The following is a 1310-nucleotide window of genomic DNA, read 5'->3' as shown; positions in this document are numbered from 1 at the left end:
GATCAACGCGAAAAGTTGAGACGAGATGAACACCAGTGGCCGGTTGATATCGAATGGCCGTGTCCGATGCCGTGCGAGGCGGCTAGGTGCCAAACGTCATTGAGACGGCACGTCATATATCGGTCATTCATTCACCGCCGCATCCCGTGGCGCAGCGTTCGCGAGATGTCCTAAGGCGGCGTGATTTTAAGGTGGTGTAATTTTACGGGGGGAAGCGCATGTCAGGGGACGTTCTAGAGCATCAGCTGTCCCCACTCGGGGTTGGCGCGACGCCGTAATCGTGCGCGGCAACAATTTCACCACGGCCTCCCTATGCAATCGCCCCCAACTGCGGATCCTGGGCCGAGATCGCCTGAATGATCCGGTTCACGTGTCTGTTTGCCGTCATTTCGGGTTTCCACACGAGACGGTGAGCAATCTGCGGCGCGTCGGGAAGTTCGAGGAAATCGTAACCACTCTGCCCCACGGCGGCTTCTTTCGGCAGAAACGAGCAATATCCGTGCTGCTCAACCAGGTTTGCGATAAGCGTCATGGATTCCACTTCAATCATGCTGTGAAACTGGATATCTTTCTTCTGCATCCAGTCGTCAATGAGAATGCGTAGGCTGTTGTGTCGGCTGGGCAGGGCGAAGGGCTGGGTCTGCGCGACCCTCAATGCCGGGAGTTCCTGTTTCTGTGTTCGTTTCATGGCAATGCGCAACGGCATCCGCGATAGTTCAAGGCTCTCGAACTGGTCGGGCACATCGGGCGTGTCGACGATGGCGCAGTGGAGTTCGTTTCGATTTAGGCGTGCGAAAAGCTGGTCCGTCGTGTCGGCTGAAATTTTGATTTGGGCGCGGGTGTAACGCCTGCGCCATGTCTCGCAAAGATCGCACAAACGTCTACATAGCGCGCTGGATGTGGTGAATGGCGCGACGGTGCCCAGATGGGTGGTAGTCACTTCGCGGCGGAACAGAAGATCGCCGCGCTGGATGAGACTCTCGCAAATGTCGCTCAGTTGCAGCGCGCTCTTGTAAAGGACCGTCGCCTTGGGAAGATGGTCTAGCCCGCTGGCCTTACGGATGAATAGCTGCGTGTTGAGAATGGTTTCCAGCTCGGACATCTGTTTGGACAGTTGCGGCTGAGAAAGCTGCAACGCCGCCGCCGCCGCGCGGATGCTGCTGAATTCGTAGACCGCGACGGCGCGCAATATTAGGGCCGGTGAGATCTTTAGCGAGCGGCATTCGACGAGGAAGTCGCGCAATCTGTCCCTGTCTGCCAGCAGTTCCTCCATCTCGTCGCGCACGGAGTTCATGTCGATCGGCTGGCCC

1 protein-coding gene is annotated in these 1310 nt (G+C 57.6%); it reads right to left on the bottom strand.

Annotated elements, in window-relative coordinates; translation table 11 throughout:
* Nucleotides 1-310: 310 nt before the first annotated feature.
* Nucleotides 311-1310: LysR family transcriptional regulator (locus DT23_RS17640; RefSeq protein ID WP_038133503.1), on the bottom strand; the 1000-nt coding region annotated here is incomplete at its 5' end.

The organism is Thioclava indica, assembly GCF_000714545.1.
GTDB classification, from domain to species: Bacteria; Pseudomonadota; Alphaproteobacteria; order Rhodobacterales; family Rhodobacteraceae; genus Thioclava; species Thioclava indica.
Note: the sequence above shows the minus strand (reverse complement) of the source record. Positions and strands in the feature narration are given on the sequence as shown.